Origin of the sequence: Paucibacter aquatile (assembly GCF_002885975.1) — a bacterium.
GTDB classification, from domain to species: Bacteria; Pseudomonadota; Gammaproteobacteria; order Burkholderiales; family Burkholderiaceae_C; genus Paucibacter_A; species Paucibacter_A aquatilis.
The window spans coordinates 2015449-2032073 of sequence record NZ_POSP01000003.1 but is presented as its reverse complement, the minus strand read 5'-3'; the positions used below and the strand labels follow the sequence as shown (position 1 = coordinate 2032073).

13 protein-coding genes are annotated in these 16625 nt (G+C 67.0%); 8 read left to right on the top strand and 5 right to left on the bottom strand.

Annotated elements, in window-relative coordinates; genetic code table 11:
• The first annotated feature begins 84 nt into the window (after nt 1-84).
• Nucleotides 85-675 (top strand): protein phosphatase CheZ, encoded by a 591-nt coding sequence (locus C1O66_RS11975; protein ID WP_165794577.1) that lies wholly within the window; start codon nt 85-87, stop codon nt 673-675.
• A 15-nt stretch (nt 676-690) separates the two neighbouring features.
• Here C1O66_RS11975 and C1O66_RS11970 read toward each other — a convergent pair whose 3' ends face one another.
• Nucleotides 691-1542, bottom strand: a complete 852-nt coding sequence (locus tag C1O66_RS11970; RefSeq protein ID WP_102768083.1) for a M90 family metallopeptidase — start codon at nt 1540-1542, stop codon at nt 691-693.
• Between the two features lie 95 nt (nt 1543-1637).
• Here C1O66_RS11970 and C1O66_RS11965 point away from each other — a divergent pair, with 95 nt between their 5' ends.
• From C1O66_RS11965 to C1O66_RS11945, 5 genes are all read left to right on the top strand, one after another.
• Complete coding sequence (locus C1O66_RS11965) at nt 1638-2825, top strand: YbfB/YjiJ family MFS transporter (protein WP_243392778.1); 1188 nt, start codon at nt 1638-1640, stop codon at nt 2823-2825.
• A gap of 45 nt (nt 2826-2870) precedes the next feature.
• A complete protein-coding gene (locus C1O66_RS11960) occupies nt 2871-3257 on the top strand; it encodes a nuclear transport factor 2 family protein (RefSeq protein WP_102768081.1) in 387 nt (128 codons plus the stop codon).
• A gap of 240 nt (nt 3258-3497) precedes the next feature.
• Nucleotides 3498-4706 carry a hypothetical protein gene (locus tag C1O66_RS11955; protein WP_133155185.1) on the top strand — a complete coding sequence of 403 codons (1209 nt, stop codon included), beginning with the start codon at nt 3498-3500 and terminating at the stop codon, nt 4704-4706.
• A 32-nt stretch (nt 4707-4738) separates the two neighbouring features.
• Nucleotides 4739-5194 carry a type 2 periplasmic-binding domain-containing protein gene (locus C1O66_RS11950; RefSeq protein WP_223696728.1) on the top strand — a complete coding sequence of 152 codons (456 nt, stop codon included), beginning with the start codon at nt 4739-4741 and terminating at the stop codon, nt 5192-5194.
• 126 nt (nt 5195-5320) lie between these two features.
• A complete protein-coding gene (locus C1O66_RS11945) occupies nt 5321-6346 on the top strand; it encodes a S1/P1 nuclease (protein WP_102768079.1) in 1026 nt (341 codons plus the stop codon).
• A gap of 16 nt (nt 6347-6362) precedes the next feature.
• Here C1O66_RS11945 and ylqF read toward each other — a convergent pair whose 3' ends face one another.
• The 4 genes from ylqF to C1O66_RS11925 all read right to left on the bottom strand — a co-directional run bounded on the left by ylqF (nt 6363) and on the right by C1O66_RS11925 (nt 9920).
• A complete protein-coding gene (gene ylqF / locus C1O66_RS11940; protein ID WP_102768078.1) occupies nt 6363-7382 on the bottom strand; it encodes a ribosome biogenesis GTPase YlqF in 1020 nt (339 codons plus the stop codon).
• A gap of 48 nt (nt 7383-7430) precedes the next feature.
• Entirely contained in the window at nt 7431-7661 is a 231-nt protein-coding gene (locus C1O66_RS11935; RefSeq protein WP_102768077.1) for a cysteine-rich CWC family protein, read from the bottom strand.
• Entirely contained in the window at nt 7658-9241 is a 1584-nt protein-coding gene (locus C1O66_RS11930) for a malonate--CoA ligase (protein ID WP_102768076.1), read from the bottom strand. The genes C1O66_RS11935 and C1O66_RS11930 overlap by 4 nt, the downstream gene beginning before the upstream one ends.
• A gap of 160 nt (nt 9242-9401) precedes the next feature.
• Nucleotides 9402-9920: a response regulator gene (locus C1O66_RS11925; protein ID WP_165794576.1), complete on the bottom strand. Its 519-nt coding sequence runs from the start codon at nt 9918-9920 to the stop codon at nt 9402-9404.
• Nucleotides 9921-10291: 371 nt separating this feature from the next.
• On the opposite strand from C1O66_RS11925, the gene uvrA reads away from it, so the two are divergent.
• Both uvrA and C1O66_RS11915 read left to right on the top strand, forming a co-directional pair.
• Complete coding sequence (uvrA, locus tag C1O66_RS11920; RefSeq protein ID WP_102768074.1) at nt 10292-15949, top strand: excinuclease ABC subunit UvrA; 5658 nt, start codon at nt 10292-10294, stop codon at nt 15947-15949.
• Nucleotides 15946-16551 (top strand): hypothetical protein, encoded by a 606-nt coding sequence (locus C1O66_RS11915; protein WP_133155183.1) that lies wholly within the window; start codon nt 15946-15948, stop codon nt 16549-16551. Before uvrA ends, C1O66_RS11915 begins: the two co-directional genes overlap by 4 nt.
• Nucleotides 16552-16625 lie beyond the last annotated feature (74 nt).

Here is a 16625-nt window from a genome sequence, read left to right as displayed (position 1 = left end):
GCTAATATTTCCGACCGCGCTGCCGAAAAGGTGATGTGCGCACGTCGCCCATCGGCGGCATTCAAGGGTCTAGGGAGTCGCTGCATGTCAGTTGTAGGTTCGGAGGCGCAGACCTCCATGCATCAGCAGCCGGGCTACCACGGCGCGGAGCATCCCGCAGTGGTGCTGCAGAAGGTGGTGCAGGAACTGCCCGACGCCTGCGAGCGCCTGGCTTATGTGCGACAGATGACCGAGCAGGCCGCCACCACGGTGCTGGGCCTGGTCGACACCGCCCAGGAGAACGCCGAGCAGGTGCGCCGCCAGGGCCATGACCTGTCCGACTCTCTGAGCCGCATGGCCGCCGCCCCCGAGCTCAGCGTCGAGCGCGCCCGCGCCATGCTCAAGCTCTGCGCGGCCTATGCCGCCACCGCCGCCGGTTTTGCCGAGCGCGAAAAGTCTCTGCACACCGAAATCATGATGGCCCAGGGCTTCCAGGATTTGTCCGGCCAGGTCATCAACAAGGTGATCGGCATGCTGGAGCGGGCCGAGAAGCCGCTCGAACATCTGCTGGCCGATTTCGACCCGCCCGCCAGCGACGTCCCGGCCGACGCCCAAACCCTGGCCGGCGTGCAAACGCCCGACAAGGCCTTGCAGCAGGACGATGTGGACGACCTGCTGGCTTCGCTGGGCTTCTGAGCCCGCCTTGCAGGCTCAGTGCCAGCTCAGCGGGTTGAGCTTGTAGAAGCTGCTCAGCTGTCCGTACAGCGCCGGGTGCGCCTGGGCCAGCTCGCCCGGCCGCTCGAAGAACAGCTCGCTGGTGACGGCAAAGAATTCGGCCGGATCGGTGGCGCCGTAGGCGTCGATCAGGCCGTCCTGTTCACCCCAGGCCAGACGCTGGCGCAGCGCATCAAATTCGTTCTGCATCACCCGTGACCAGCGGCGGTAGGCCGCGGTGCTGCCCAGCAGGGGCGCGCCGTTGGCATAGCCCTTGGCCTGATCCAGCTGGTGGGCAAACTCGTGGATCACCACATTGCGGCCATCGCTCGGGTCCATGGCGCCGGCCAGCACGTCCTGCCAGGATAGCAAGACCTGACCCTGCACCCAGCTCTCACCCGCCAGGGCCCGGCGCTGCTCCATCTGCACCTCGGCCAGGCCCGGCGCCTGGTGCAGGCGGTCGACCACAAAGGCGCCCGGGTAGAGCAGGATCTGCTTGAGCTGGGGGTAGTAGCCGCGGTGCGCGCCCAGCAGGGGCAGGCAGGCCTGGGCGGCAATGGTCACGCGCATCTCGTCCGTGACCGTGAGGCCGCCGCAGCCGATGATGGGTTTCTCGGCCAGAAAGACCTGCATCTCCTGCTTGAGCCGCAGCTGCAGATCGGCCGGCAGGCGCTGCAGCAGCGGAAAGCGACGGCGCAAGATGCGGCGCCAGGCCTGCGGGAACGCCTGCGCCCGCAGGCGCGCGCGGCGGCGGCGCTGCAGCCAGGGGGCGGCCATCAGCCAGACCATCAGGCCCAGTGCGGCGGCCAGGGTGAGCAGCAGGGTCAGGGCGGAGGTGGAGCTGGGCATGGTGGCGGGAGGCAGTGTGGCTCTGCACATGCGCCCGCCGCCGCAAAACACAAGAGCGCACAAGAGCGACGCTGCATCTCGTTTACCCTTCGGCCATGAACGCCGCTCCACCGACCCTGCCGCCCGTCATGGCGGAGCTGCGGCCGGCCCAGGTCATCATCGGCGGCATCTGCGGCCTGGTGCTGACTGTCGGCCTGGCCCGTTTCGCCTACACGCCCTTGCTGCCGCTGATGCAGGCGCAGGCGGGGCTCAGCGATGCTGCGGCCGGCTGGTTGGCCGCCATCAATTACCTCGGTTATATGAGTGGTGCCTTGCTGGCGGCGCGCCTGGAGGACGGGCGTCTGCGCCACCGGCTCTACAGCATCGGCCTGTGCCTGAGCCTGCTGGTGACCCTGGCCATGGGCCTGGCGCCCAATGTCTGGTTGTGGGCGGCCTCGCGCTATCTGGGTGGCTTGTGCGGTGCGGCCGGCATGTTGCTGGGATCGGGCCTGGTGCTGGGCTGGCTGATGCGCCAGGGGCGGCGGCCCGAGTTGGGCTTGCATTTCATGGGCCTGGGCCTGGGCATCGTGGTCTCGGCCCTGGGGGCCATGGCCATGGCGCCGCTGGATTGGGCGCTGCAGTGGCAGGGCTTTGCCTTTGCCGGCCTGCTGGCGCTGGCGCCCGCCTGGGCCTGGCGGCCGCCGGTGCCGCCCGCGCCGGTGGCGGCGGCCGTGCAGGCCGAGCTGCCTTCTCGGCGTTGGCTCTGGCTGATGGGGCTGATGTATTTCTGCGCCGGCTGGGGCTTTGTCATCAACGCCACCTTCACCGTGGCCATCGTCGAGCGCCAGCCTTTGCTGGCTGGCCAAGGGCCCTGGGCCTGGCTGCTGGTGGGCCTGGCTGCCGTGCCTGCGGTGTTCGCCTGGGACCGGGTGGCACGTCGCCTGGGCGAGCTCAAGGCCTTGCTGCTGGCCTTTGGCCTGCAGGTCATCGGCGTGCTGCTGCCGGCTTTGCACGGGGGCTTGTGGGCGGCCCTGGGCGGCGCCTTGCTCTACGGCGCCACCTTCATCGGCATCGTCAGCCTGACCCTGGCCCTGGTGGGGCGCCGATCTCCAGCCAACCCGGGCAAGGCCATGGCGCGCCTGACCCTGGGCTATGGTCTGGCGCAGGTGGGCGCGCCGGCGCTCAGCGGTCTCTGGGTTCAATCCAGCGGCTCGTTTCACGGCGCGCTGTGGCTGACCGCGGCGGTCTTGCTCGTGGGCATGGGGCTCTTGCTGGCCTTGATCCGCCTGGAGCATGAGCTGTGATTGCATCCAGTATCATGCGCTGGCTTCAGCACAGAGACTTTTGCCATGGACCTCACGCTTTGCAGCACACACCGAGACCTGATCGAACAGTTTTGGCGCACGGCCAATGACGGCGATTGGCCGGCCTTTGAGGCCTTGCTCAGCCCCGATGTGGTCTACCTGGTGCCGCAAACGCGCGAGCGCATCCGTGGGCGCGAGCACTTCGTCGAGTTCTTTCGCAGCTGGCCCGAGGCCTGGCGGGCCGAGCTGACGCGCTGCATCGTCGATGAGCGTGGTGCGGTGACGGTGATCGATTTTCTGACCGCGCGCGGCAGTGAAACCGGCATCTCCTTCTTCGAACTGAAGGACGGGCAGATCACCGAGATCCGCGACTTCTGGCCCAGCGAATACGAACCGCCGCAGCGCATGATTGCCGCCGTCGAGCGCTATTGAGAGCGGCCTGCGTAGCACTTGTGTGCAGTAGTTGGCGCGTTTTCAGCGGCGATTGTGGTGCGGATGCCGCCTGTCAGTTTTCTGTTTGCGAGGCTTTGCAATACTTGCCCTCGACCGTTGGGCCGGGCCGATGCGCAGACATGAAACCGGACGCAGCCGAGGCTGCGACACAAGCCTGACGGAGGGAGTGGAGGAGGGTGCGCGATGTCCGCGTGCCCTGGCTGTCTGGAAAGGACTGTCATGTCGCAGACGTCTCCTCGCTCCTCTTCGACGTCGGTGTCGCGCGCCGCTGCGTTGCCGCCTGAGTCCCACTCGGCCTCGCCTTGGCGCCTGGCGTTGCCAGGTCTTTTGGGTCTGGGTTTGCTCGCATTGGCCCTGGGCTTGTCTCAGCCAGCGCGGGCCCAGGATTTCGATTTCAAAGGCTTCGGCACCCTGGCCGTGGGCAAGGTGCTGAACGGTTCGCGTGACACGCCTTTGTTCGGTCGATTCGAGTGCCCTTGCGCCATCGCCGATTACGGCCATGGCGGGCTGTACCGCAAGTCCTGGAGCGCCTCGCCCGAGTCCAAGCTGGGCTTGCAGAGCACGGTCAAGTTTGGCAGCCAGTGGTCGGCCACCGGCCAGGTGGTGGTGCGCGATGTCGACGGCCTCAAGGCTGGCCTGGAATGGGCCTACCTGAGCTACACCCCCGACAGCCACTGGACCCTGCAAGCCGGGCGCAAGCGCCTGCCGCTGTTCTACTACTCGGACTTTCAGGACGTGGGCTATGCCTACAACTGGATCCGTCCGCCGCAAGACGTCTACGGCTGGGAGGCGATCAACTTCAACGGCTTCACCGCCGCCTACAGCACCCAGCTCGGTGACTGGTCGCTGCGCGGCAGCGCTTTTGCCGGCCGCGAGGCGACCAAGGACAATGACGCTGCCAAGATCTACTACGAGGCCCGCCAGGACATCACCTGGAAGCGCATCATCGGCGCCGATCTCGAGCTGGCCAATGACTGGCTGACCCTGCGCTTCAACATCATCAAGAACAAGGTCGATCAGTGGGACTACAGCGATGGTACGCGCACCCAGGTGACGCAAGACAAGTCGCAGCTGATCTATGGCGTGGCTGCCAACATCGATTGGGAAGACTGGCTGCTGCGCTCCGAGTACAGCATCTTCGACCGCTCTGACTTCGCCTACAAGGCCAATGGTGTGGCCGTGGCGGTGGGGCGGCGTATCGGCAAGTTCACGCCCATGCTGACCTTCGGGCGTTATCGCGAGACCAACCGCTGGGCGCCGGACACCGTGCAGCGCGACGACACGCTGAGCCTGTCGCTGCGCTACGAGCTGGGCCGCGCTACAGCGCTCAAGCTGCAGTGGGACCGTTTCAAGGATAAGTCCGGCCCGGCACTCGATTTCGTCGGCAATTCCAAGCTGCTGTCCCTTTCGCTGGACACCGTGTTCTGAGCGTGCCCCGACTTCCATCGCAGGAGAAAACTATGAAACCAAACCTCACGACCCCCGTCTGTGCTCGCCCCGTCGCTCGCCTCTTGGCGGGCTTGCTCCTCAGCTTCAGCCTGGGCAGCGCCTGGGCCGAGATGGTCATCATCGTCAACCCGAAGAATCCGGTCGCCAATATGAGTGCCGAGCAGGTCAGCGCGCTGTTCCTGGGCAAATCGAACGTGATGCCCTCGGGCGGCACGGCGGCGCCGGTGGACCAACTGGAAGCCGGTCCGCTTTACGAAGAGTTCTACGCCAAGGTGGCCGGCAAATCGAGCTCGCAGGTCAAGGCGGCCTGGTCGCGCCTGACCTTCTCGGGCAAGGGCACGCCGCCGCGCGCCATGGCTAGTTCGGTCGAGATCCGCAAATTCGTGGCCAGCAATGTCGATGCCATCGGCTACATCGAGAAGTCCGCCGCGGATGCCAGCGTCAAGGTCGTGCTCTCGGTGAACTGAGCCCGGCGGCCCGGGGCCTGTTCGCTTTCGTCACTTCCGTCGCCACGGAGCTAGGGGTGGCGCCGCGCTGGCTTCGGCCTATGCTGCGGCCACCTCGGCATCGAAGAACGAGGAAGGACGCGGGCCATGCGAGTTCATTTTCTGTCGCGGCTGCTGGCCGCTTGCGTGTTGGTGTCCAGTGCGGCGGCCCAGGCCTTCGGGCCGCATGGGCATCAGACAGTTGGAGGCATTGCCGACCAGCTGCTGGCCGGCAGCTCCACGGCCAAGGCGGTGCGCGCTGTGCTGGGCTCCAATTTGCAAACCGCGTCCGTCTGGGCCGATTGCGCCAAAGGCGTGGGCCAGGTCAAGGCCGGCGCACCGTTTGCCTACGATGGCAGCGGCCCCTACCCTGAGTGCGATTACTACGAGAACCCGGCCAGCCAGGCGGCGCTGGTGGCCTTCGTCAAGCGCAATGCCAAGAGCTGCTACAGCAACTCCAGCGACGAAGTCTGCCGCCACAAGTCCTACCACTACACCGACATCTCCCCGCTGCGCGAGGCCTATGCCCCGGGCCTGGCGGGCAGCAGCGACCATGACATCGTCCATGCGGTGAACGCCTGCATCCGCGTGCTGCAAGGCCAGGACGCGCCAGCGCCCTTCAACATCCGCAGCAAGAAAGAAGCCCTGCGCCTGCTCGCGCATTACCTGGGCGATCTGCACCAGCCCTTGCATGTGGTGTCGGCCTATCTCGACCCTGCCGGGTTCAGTTTCGACCCGGATCAGCCAGGGCAGGATCCCAAACGCGTGGCCAAAGCTTCGACCAAGGGCGGCAATCTCATCCTGCTCGGCAGCAGCAAGCTGCATGGCTTGTGGGACAGCATCCCGGGGCCGCTGGCCGTCAAGCTGCTGGCCGGCGAGGGGGCCAGCGAGGCGCGTCAGGTGTCGGCAACACCGGGTCCGCTCGATGAATGGGCCGAGCGCTGGGCCAGCGACACCTTGCAGTCGGGCCTGCCCGCACTGGCTGCGCTCAAGTTCGGCCCGCAAAATCCCGATGGGCGCTGGAAGGCCAGCCATGGCTCCAGCTACAGCCGCGAACGCAGCGCCTTGCAGCGCGCTCAGATCGTCAAGGCTGGCGCGCGCCTTGCAGAACTCCTGCGGGCGGTGATGCCCTGAGGGCCGGCTGGCACGCTCAGCCTTCGCGCTCGGCTTCCTCGTCGAGCTCCGTGCTTTCAGGGTTCTCGGGGGCGGCCAAGGAGGCATCGCGCTCCGCCCTTGTGGCCGGGCCCTTGAGGCGCTTGTTCTTGCGCGCCGCAGCCTTGGCCTGGCGGGCAGCCTCGCGCTCTTCGGCCACCGCGGCCCAGGCCTTGAACTCCTCGGGCGTTTCCAGCGAGATCGGGCCCAGCACCTTTTGCCGGAACTCGTACATCAGCACCTCGGCGGCCTTCTGCAAATTGACCCGGCCGCCGCCCAGCATGGCGCCCCGCTTGCGGCCGATCTCGGTCAGCAGCTGCTCATCGTTCATGCCCTCGACCTCGCCCAGCTTGTAGCGCGCCTTCAGCATGTCGAGGTAGGCCGGGTGGCGGCGCAGATAGGCCAGCAGCTCCAAGGCCACCTCTTCCTCATCGAAGGCATTGCGGCCCACCGCGCCACTGGCGGCCAGGTTGTAGCCGCTTTCCTCGATGGCGATCTTGGGCCAGAGCATGCCGGGCGTGTCGAAGAGGTAGAAGTCCTGGTCCAGCACGATCTTCTGCTCGACCTTGGTGATGCCCGGCTCATCGCCGGTCTTGGCACTGCGCTTGGAAGCCAGCGTGTTGATCAGGGTGGACTTGCCGACATTGGGAATGCCGCAGATCAGCACCCGCAGGGGCTTGACCATCCCACCGCGCAGCGGCGCCAGCTCGCGGCAGGCCTTGATCAAGGCCTGGGCCGGCGCCTTGTTGCTCGCATCCAGGCCGATGGCGCGGGTGTCGGGCAGGCTGTTGTAGTGGGCCAGCCAAAGCGCGGTGCGCTCGGGGTCCGCCAGGTCCTGTTTGTTGAGTAGCTTGAGCGTGGGCTTGCCCGCCGTCAGCTGGGCCAGCAGCGGGTTGGCGCTGGAGCCGGGCAGGCGCGCATCGAGCAACTCGATCACCACATCGAGCCCCGCCTTCATGCGATCGTTGATCGCATTGCGGGTGGAGTTCATATGCCCCGGGAACCAGTTGATCGCCATGCTTGTGTGCTGCTCTGAAGAAAAGGCGCGGCCCTGGCCGCGAGGGGGCTATTGTCGCCCGGGCGTTGTGCCGGCGCTGGCCTCTTGCGCCGCCAGCTCGCGCAGGCAGGCCAGGCACAGGCAGCTGGAGTACGTTGCCGCCAAGCGCTCACGCAAGGCCGGGCTCAGTTGCAAGTCAAAGCAGTCGCAATGCGCGTCAGCGGCGCCGCAGTGAAAACCACCGCCGCAGCGCGGGCAGCGGTCGTTCAAGAGCGTCGGGGCGGGGTCAGGGGCTCTCATGCGAACAGGCCGGCATGCTGCTGGCGCAGCAGGTTTTTCTGCACCTTGCCCATGGCATTGCGCGGCAGCTCGGGCGCCAGCAGGATCTGCTTGGGCACTTTGAAGCCGGCGATGCGGGATTTGAGCGTGCTGCTGATGGCGGCAGGGTCCAGGCTGGCGCCGGGCTTGGCGATCAGCACGGCGACCACGGCTTCGCCAAAGTCGGGGTGGGGCACGCCGATCACGGCCGATTCGGCCACGCCGGGCAGTTCGTTGAGAAAGCCTTCGATCTCGGCCGGGTAGACATTGAAGCCGCCGCTGATGACGAGGTCCTTGCTGCGGCCAACGATCTTCACATAACCGTTTTCATCCACGCAGCCGACATCGCCGGTCTTGAACCAGCCGTCGGCGGTGAATTCCTCTCGGGTCTTTTCGGGCATGCGCCAGTAGCCGCCGAAGACATTGGGGCCGCGCACCTCGATCTGGCCGATGTCGCCGGTGGCGCAATCGCCGCCCTCGGCCGTGCGCACACGCAGGCTCACGCCGGGCAGGGCCGGCCCGACCGTACCGCCGATGCGCGCGCCGTCTGCCGCGCGGCAGGGGTTGGACGTGAGCATCAGGGTTTCGCTCATGCCGTAGCGTTCCAGGATGGTGTGGCCGCTGCGGGCCTGCCAGTCGCGGAAGGTCTCGATCAGCAGCGGCGCCGAGCCGCTGATGAAAAGCCGCATGCTGCGGCAAGCCTCCAGGTTCAGGCCAGGCTCAGCCAGCAGGCGCACATAGAGCGTGGGCACGCCCATGAAGACCGTGGCTTCGGGCAGGCGGCGCAGCACGGCGCGCGGCTCGAACTTGCTGAACCAGATCATGCGGCTGCCGTTGAGCAGGGCGCCATGCGAGGCGACGAAGAGGCCGTGCACATGGAAGATGGGCAGGGCGTGGATCAGCACATCGCCGGGCTGCCAGTCCCACAGGTCTTTCAGGGTCAGCGCATTGCTGAGCAGATTGCCGTGGCTGAGCATGGCACCCTTGCTGCGCCCGGTGGTGCCGCTGGTGTAAAGGATGGCGGCCAGGTCCTCGCTGCGGCGCAGGGCGGGCGAGTGCTGGTCGGACATGGCGGCGGCGCGGTCCAGCAGGGTGCCGCTGCGGTCTTCGTTGAGGGTGAAGACGTTTTGCACCCCGGCCATGAAGGCCAGCTTGCTGGCCCAGCCGAAGTTCTTGCCGGCGCAAACCAGCACGGCGGGCTCGGCGTCCTGGATGAAGTAGCCCAGCTCGGCCGCCTGGTAGGCCGGGTTCAGCGGCAGGTAGACGAAGCCGGCGCGCAGCACGGCCAGGTAAAGCATCAGCGCTTCCACGCTCTTCTCGCAATGGGCGGCGATGCGGCTGCCCTCGGGCAGGTCCAGGCTCAGCAGCAGGTTCGCCAGCATGGCGGTGCCGCGCTCCAGATCGCGCCAGCTGTAACGCAGGCCCTCGCCATCGGCGCATTCGAAGGCGCAGCTGTCCAGGTCTTCAGGGAAGGCGGCGCGCAGGGCGGCAAACAGATTGCCGGTGACGGCTGTGCTGGGCGCGGAGGAGGTTGCGGAGGGCAGGGGGGCGGGGCTCTTCATGCCCCGCATTTTGCTGCAGGGCGCCCATGAGGCCCCGCGCGGGCGCAAGACGGCGCGTGCGTGTGCGCACCGTGATCGTTCGTGAAAAATACCGGGCGCTCGATTTCAGCGAGTTTCGCCCAGCGAACGCAGCCCGAGGCCGAACGCTTGCGCGGTTCGCTCAGCTGCTCATGCCCGGCAGCACCAGCCAGCGGCTCAGGTGCTGGCGCAGAGCGCTGAAATCCAGGGGTTTGGTCAGGTGCTCGTCCATGCCGGCGGCCAGGCTGGCGGCGATATCGCTTTCCAGCGCATGGGCCGTCAGGGCCAGGATGGGGAAGCGCGCCAGGCTGCCGGCTTCTTGCAGGCTGCGCAGGCGGCGGGTGCATTCCAGGCCGTCCATGCCGGGCATTTGAATGTCCATCAGCACCAGGTCCGGGGTGGCGCGCGTGCAGGCCTGCAGGGCTTCCTGGCCGTTGTTGGCCAGCAGGGACTCCACGCCCATCAGGGCCAGGAACTCCAGGGCCACGACCTGATTGATCTGGTTGTCTTCCACCAGCAGGACCAGGGGGCGGCGGGCTTGGGGCTGGGTTTCGGAATCGCCGCCGGGGCTGCGCTCAGGCGCCGCCGGGCGGGCGGGGCCTTGCGCGACCAAACGCATCCAGTTGGCCTGGATGGCGCGCTCGAAACCATGTGTGTTCATTCCCCGACCCCAAAACTCTGCGTCAACAACCATCAGCACTGCCGGGCTGACGGCTGCTTTTGCGGCAGCTCAGAGCCCTCCCTCGCGCAATTTATTCGATCTGCGCCTGCGCTCGCCAATCCTCGGGGAAATTCGACTTCGCTCGGTGATCTGTGCGCTGTTCGCCATTGTTGCCTGTGCGCAGAGCGAGCGCAACGCGGCAGGCTGCGCGGATGCCTGGGGTTTCCCCGGAGTGATCTGGACGGGCTCTTGACGGCCGGCACGCGAAAGGCTTGGCTTTTTCTCTGGTTTGACCGTGCGACCCTGCTGACAGCTTTGGGTCGGCCCCCTCCCTAGAATGCCTGCTCCCAGCGCAGCAGCAGGCACTCTCCATGTCCGAAGGCACCATCCGCATCCGCGGCGCCCGTCAACACAATCTCAAGAACCTCGATCTGGATCTGCACACGGGCGAGCTGACCGTGGTCACCGGCCCCAGCGGCTCGGGCAAGTCCAGCCTGGTGTTCGACACCCTGTACGCCGAAGGCCAGCGACGCTATGTCGAAACCTTCTCGGCCTATGCCCGCCAGTTCCTGGACCGCATGGATCGCCCGGCGGTGGACAAGGTCGAGGGCGTGCCGCCGGCGATTGCCATCGACCAGACCAACCCGGTGCGCACCAGCCGCTCCACGGTCGGCACCATGACCGAGCTGAACGACCACCTCAAGCTCTTGTTCGCCCGCTCGGCCCAGCTCTTCGACAAAAAGACCGCGCAGGCGGTGCGCCACGACACGGCGCAGACGATTTATCTGGAACTGCTGGAGCGCACCAAGGAGCAAGACCCGCGCATCGTGCTGACCTTCCCGGTCGAGCTGCCGGCCACCACCAGCAGCGAGGAAGTGACGCAGTGGTTGTCGGCCAGCGGTTTCACGCGCGTGCAGGCCGAGCGTGAAGTCGCCACGCCCACCGGGCCGCGCAAGCTGCTCGATGTGGTGGCGGACCGTTTCCGCCTGCAGGGCGCCGACAAGCAGCGCGCCATGGAAGCGATCGAGCTGTGTCTCAAGCGCGGATCGGGTCGATTGAATGTTTACGTTCTCCCCGCCGACGAGGGTGACGCCGTCCTGTGGCGTTACTCAACCGGCCTGCATTGCCCCGACAGCGATCTGCGCTACCAGGAGCCCCAGCCGGCGCTGTTCTCCTTCAATTCCGCCATGGGCGCCTGCGAGACCTGCCGTGGTTTCGGCCGCGTCATCGGCGTGGACCTGGGTCTGGTGATCCCGGACGAGAAGAAGACCCTGCGCAATGGCGCGATCAAGACGCTGTCGACCCCGGCCTGGAAGGACAGTCAGGACGACTTGCTGCGCTATGCCGGCGAGGCCGGCATCCCGCGCGACACGCCCTGGAACCAGCTCTCGCAGGCCCAGCGCGATTGGGTGATCCACGGCTCGCCGAACTGGACCGGCAACTGGAACAAGCAGTGGTACGGGGTCATGCGCTTCTTCGAGTACCTGGAGAGCAAGGCCTACAAGATGCACATCCGGGTGCTGCTGTCCAAGTACCGCAGTTACACCACCTGCGGGACCTGCGATGGCGCCCGCCTCAAGACCGAGGCCCTGCTCTGGCGCGTCGGCTCCAAGGAGCTGGCCGATTCGCTGTTGCCCCCGGCTCAGCGCCTGATGCCCAAGGGCGTGGACTGGAGCCGTGCCCAGCTGGAAGCCTTGCCGGGCCTGGCCTTGCATGACTTGATGCAGCTGCCCATCCATCGCCTGCGCAGCTTTCTGGATCAGCTGCAGCTGCCCAGCAGCCTGCTCGACGATGCTCTCAAGCTGCTGCTGGAGGAGATCCGAAACCGGCTCAAATACCTCTGCGATGTCGGCATCGGCTACCTCACGCTGGACCGCCAGAGCCGCACGCTCAGCGGCGGCGAGGTGCAGCGCATCAACCTGACCACGGCCCTGGGCACCTCGCTGGTCAACACGCTGTTTGTGCTGGACGAGCCCAGCATCGGCCTGCATCCGCGCGATATGAACCGCATCGTCCAGGCCATGCACCGCCTGCGCGATGCCGGCAACACCCTGGTGGTGGTCGAGCATGACCCGGCCGTGATGCTGGCGGCCGACCGGCTCATCGATATGGGCCCCGGCCCGGGCGAGAAGGGCGGGCAGATCGTCTTTGACGGCACGCCGGAGTCCATCCGCGCGGCCGACACCCTGACCGGCGCCTACCTCGGTTCGCGCAAATTCGTCGGCATGGGCCTGAAGCGCCCGGTGGAGGCCAGCACGCCCAAGCTGATTCTGGAGGGCGTGCGTGAGCACAACCTCCGTAACGTCAGCGTCGAGTTCCCTCTGCAGCGCATGGTGGTGGTGACCGGCGTGTCGGGCTCGGGCAAGAGCACGCTGATGCAGGATGTGCTGTACCCGGCCCTGGCCCGACACTTCGGCCAGGCCACCGAGACGCCGGGCCAACACGATCGCCTGCTCGGCGCCGACTGGCTGGCCGATGCGGTGTTTGTGGACCAATCGCCGATCGGCAAGACCGCGCGTTCCAACCCGGCTTCCTACGTCGGTGCCTTCGATGAGCTGCGCAAGCTGTTTGCCGCCACACCGTTGGCGGCCGAGCGCAGCTACACGGCCGGCATGTTCAGCTTCAATGCCGGCGATGGCCGCTGTCCGACCTGCGGCGGCTCGGGCTTTGAGCATGTGGAGATGCAGTTCCTGTCCGATGTCTACCTGCGCTGCCCGGACTGCGATGGCCGGCGCTACCGCGCCGAGATGCTCGATGTGAAGCTGCAGCGTGCCGAGCGCGAGATGAGCGTGGCCGATGTGCTGGAGCTGACGGTCAGCGAAGCGGTGCGCCTGTTCAAGGACGACCGCGAGGTGCTGGCCAAGCTGCAGCCCATCATCGATGTGGGCCTGGAGTATGTGAAGCTGGGCCAGCCCGTGCCCACGCTCTCGGGTGGCGAAGCGCAGCGGCTCAAGCTGGCCGGCTTTCTGGCCGAGGCGGCGAGTAAGCCACGCCAGGCCGTGGCCAAGAAGGGCACGCTCTTCATGTTCGACGAGCCCACCACCGGCCTGCACTTCGACGACATCGCCAAGCTGATGCGTGCGCTGCGCAAGCTGCTGGCCATCGGCCATTCGCTGATCCTGATCGAGCACAACCTCGATGTGATCCGTGCGGCCGACTGGCTGATCGACCTCGGCCCCGAGGGTGGGGAAGACGGCGGTGAGCTGGTTTGCGTGGGCACGCCCGAAGAAGTCAAGGAGCACCCCACTTCGCACACCGCCCTGGCCTTGCGCGAGTACTCGGCGCAGATGGACCGCCCCGCCATGAAGGTGGAAGAGGGCCGGCCGCTGCAAAGCCTGATCCGCGCGCGCCGGCAGTCGGCCCATCTGGACAACAACATCCAGATCGTCAACGCCAAGGAACACAACCTCAAGTCGGTCAACGTCAACATCCCGCGCGGCAAGTTCAATGTGATCACCGGCGTCTCGGGCTCGGGCAAATCGACCCTGGCTTTTGACATCCTGTTCAACGAGGGCCAGCGGCGCTATCTCGAATCGCTCAATGCCTACGCGCGCTCCATCGTGCAGCCGGCGGGCCGGCCCGAGGTCGATGCCGTCTGGGGCATTCCGCCCACGGTGGCCATCGAGCAGCGCCTGAGCCGCGGCGGCCGCAAGAGCACGGTGGCCACCACCACCGAGGTCTGGCATTTCCTGCGCCTGCTCTACGTCAAGCTAGGCGTGCAGCACTGTGTGCACGACGGCACGCCGGTGCGGCCGCAGAGTGTCGAGTCCATCGCCGCCCAGCTGCTGCGCGATCACAAGGGCCAGCATGTGGGCCTGCTGGCCCCCCTGGTGGTGAATCGCAAAGGCCTCTACACCGACCTGGCCAAATGGGCCAAGGGCCGTGGCTACACCCATCTGCGCGTGGACGGCGAGTTCACGCCCACCGCGCCCTGGCCGCGTCTGGACCGCTTCAAGGAGCACACGCTGGAGCTGCCGGTCGGCGACCTCATCATCAGCGTGGACAAGGAGGCCGAGCTGCGCGAGTTGCTGGCCAAGGCCCTGGATTTCGGCAAGGGCGTGCTGCATCTGCTGACCCCGCTGGACGGCCTGCACGAAGCCATCGCTGCCGGCCGCTCGACCGCGGGTCTGGGCACCGTCAAGGTCTTCAGCACCAAGCGCGCCTGCCCGACCTGCGGCACGAGTTATGGTGAGCTCGATCCCCGCATGTTCAGCTACAACAGCAAGCATGGCTGGTGCAACAGCTGCGTGGGGACAGGTCTTGCCCTGACGCGCGAACAGCGCAAGGCGCTGGACGACTCGGTCGTCGACGACAAGGGCGGCCGCGAGCAGAGCTTTGCCGGCCAGGAGGTGGACATTGAAGGCCTGGCCGACCAGCCCTGTGGCGATTGCCATGGCACCCGCCTGAACCCTTCGGCGCGCGCCGTGACCTTTGAGTCGCAAGCCATCAGCACGGTGGCGTCCTGGAGCGTCAAGCAGGCGCGCGCCTGGGTCGACGGCCTGGAGCTGATGGGCCGCGACGCCGAGATCGCCCGCGATGTGGTCAGCGAAATCCAGGGGCGCCTGGAGTTCCTGGAAGAGGTGGGCCTGGGCTATCTGACCCTGGACCGCGCCGCGCCCACGCTCTCGGGCGGCGAGGCGCAGCGCATCCGCCTGGCCGCACAGTTAGGCTCGAACTTGCAAGGCGTTTGCTATGTGCTGGACGAGCCCACCATCGGCCTGCATCCGCGCGACAACCAGATCCTGCTCAAGGCCCTGGGCCGGCTCAGCGATCTGGGCAACACCTTGGTGGTCGTGGAGCATGACGAAGACACGATTCGCCGCGCTGACCACATCATCGACATCGGCCCCGGCGCCGGCAAACGCGGCGGCCATGTGGTGGCCCAGGGCTCGGCGGCCGATCTGGCCTTGCAGACCGATTCGGTCACTGGCCGCTTCCTGGCGCATCCGCTGATCCACCCGCTGCAGGCACGGCGCGAGATGCTGGACGACGCCCCGCGCCTGCGCGTGCTTGATGCCACTCTGCACAATCTGCAAAAGGTAAACATCGATGTGCCCCTGCACCGGCTGGTGGCGGTGACCGGTGTGTCGGGCTCGGGCAAGTCCACCCTGGCGCGCGATGTGCTGCTGGCCAATATGGCTATGGCCGTGCCCCTGCGCAAGGCGCCGGCCCACTGGATCGGCTGCGCCGGCATCGAGGGCCACGAGAAGGTGGACCGCGTGCTGGAAGTGGACCAGACGCCCATTGGCAAAACCCCGCGCAGCTGCCCGGCCACCTACATCGGTTTCTGGGACGCGATCCGCAAGCTCTTTGCCGAAACACTGGAGAGCAAGGCGCGCGGCTATGCACCCAACCGCTTCAGCTTCAACACCGGCGAGGGCCGCTGCCCCGGCTGCGAAGGCCAGGGCATGCGCACCATCGAGATGAGCTTCCTGCCCGATGTGAAGGTGCTGTGCGACCAATGCCATGGCCAGCGCTTCAATCCGGAGACCTTGGGCGTCAGCTGGCGTGGCAAGAGCATTGGCGATGTGCTGGCCATGGAGGTGGACGAGGCGGTGGAGTTCTTCGCTGCCATGCCGGCCATCGGCCACCCGCTCAAGCTCTTGCAGGATGTGGGCCTCGGCTATCTGACCCTGGGCCAGCCCTCGCCGACACTGTCGGGCGGCGAGGCGCAGCGCATCAAGCTGGTGTCTGAGCTGGTCAAGGTGCGCGACGAGGTGGGCCGCCGCGGCCAGAAGGCGCCGCACACGCTTTATGTGCTGGACGAACCCACCGTGGGCCTGCACATGGCCGACGTCGAGCGTCTGATCCGCGTGCTGCACCGCCTGGTGGCCGGCGGCCATTCGGTGGTGGTCATCGAGCACGATCTGGATGTGATCGCCGAAGCCGACTGGGTCATCGACCTGGGCCCGGACGGCGGCACGGCCGGCGGCGAGGTGGTGGTGGCCGGCACGCCGGAGCAGGTGGTGGCCAAGGGCTCGCATACGGGGCAGGCGCTGCGGCCGGTCTTGAGCCGGAGCACCGCTTGATGCTTGCGCAGCGGCCCGGCCCGTGGGGTGGGGCGATCGCCGTTGCGCTTCTGTGTTTCTGGGCGAATCGGGCATGGGCGCAGGCCCCGGCGCTAGCGCAGCCGCAGTCCGGGGGCTCTGCCCAGGCTTTTGTCTTCGCCGGCCTGAGCCTGGAGACCACTCGGGCTCAGCTCCGGCAGCGCTATCCGCAGGACTATGCAAACGGCCACACCCTGGAGGTCGCGCCCGAGCGGGCGCAGGCCCACATCCACCAGATCGAGATCGCGTCGCCGGACGGCAGCGGGCGTGGCCGATTGCGCTTGGGTTTCGAGCGACGCGCGCTGATATCGACCGATGGCCGGGTGCTGCGGCCCGCGGCCTATCCGCGCTGCGCCGTGATCGAGAGGCAGCTGACGTCGCTGTTCGGAGCGCCAGCAAGCAGCCGTGAGTTCATCGAGGGCGATACCGATGGCTTGATGAATCGCGTTCTCGTCTGGGAGCGGCGCCTGCCCCAGTTGCCGCCAGACCAGCATGTGGAGCGGCTGTATCTGCAATGCGGTCGCAGCAAGGGTGAGCGGCGCTTCTGGGCCTTCTCGATGGAAGTGTCCCGAAGCGCGCGCTGAGCCTGTGCGCTCGGGCCTGCGGTTCGCAGCCAAGCACGCGGGAATGTGTCACGCCCGCGTCACAGCCTCCGACT